The following is a 226-nucleotide window of genomic DNA, read 5'->3' as shown; positions in this document are numbered from 1 at the left end:
CAGGCGGCAGCCAGTCTGCGCCAGGCCCTTTTGGACATTCATAAGACTCTCGGGCCTGCACGCGATCTCTTGATTGCGGATAAGAATACCGTTTGGCTGGATATGGACCGGCTCGTGCTTGATACCGAACTGGTGGTTCGGACAAACCCGTCCGCGGATCAAATCACCGACGAGTTGCTCGAAGGTATAGACATCCGCGATCCAGAATTCGAGGACTGGTTAACGC

The 226-nt window shown here is 55.3% G+C and carries 1 pseudogene; it reads left to right on the top strand.

From position 1 onward, the window contains the following. A pseudogene (locus AF337_RS07360) lies at positions 1 to 226 on the top strand (SARP family transcriptional regulator); the annotation flags it as partial.

This window comes from Rhizobium ecuadorense (assembly GCF_001187535.1).
Lineage (GTDB): Bacteria > Pseudomonadota > Alphaproteobacteria > Rhizobiales > Rhizobiaceae > Rhizobium > Rhizobium ecuadorense.
The sequence above is the reverse complement of the archived record's forward strand: the minus strand, read 5'-3'. Positions and strand labels throughout refer to the sequence as shown.